At 48.1% G+C, this 287-nt stretch carries 1 pseudogene; it reads left to right on the top strand.

Features of this window, described 5'->3' with window-relative positions:
- Nucleotides 1-287, top strand: a pseudogene (locus NE473_RS32210) (SLC13 family permease); the annotation flags it as partial.

The raw sequence follows: 287 nt of genomic DNA, 5'->3' as shown, positions 1-287 counted from the left end.
ACCTGGTGACCTTCTGTTATGGCTGGGTGATTGCAGGCGCGCTGATATTCGGTGTGTGCAAAGCGATGGGATTAAAACCGTCGCATGAGTCCTCCCTGGTGTGCTTTGCCGGAACAATCGGCTGTACGGGGAGCACGGTATTTCTGTATTATCCAAGCTACTATTCCATGATAGAGACGTCCCTACAGGAATTTGTGCCCGGATACAGCATGGGGATGTTTACGACCTTTATCTACAACGGCTGTTTTATTCTTTGGTGTGTACTGACTCTTTTTATCCTGATGAAG

It is taken from the genome of Hungatella sp. SL.1.14, assembly GCF_024460495.1.
GTDB classification, from domain to species: domain Bacteria; phylum Bacillota; class Clostridia; order Lachnospirales; family Lachnospiraceae; genus Hungatella; species Hungatella hathewayi.
Note: the sequence above shows the minus strand (reverse complement) of the source record. Positions and strands in the feature narration are given on the sequence as shown.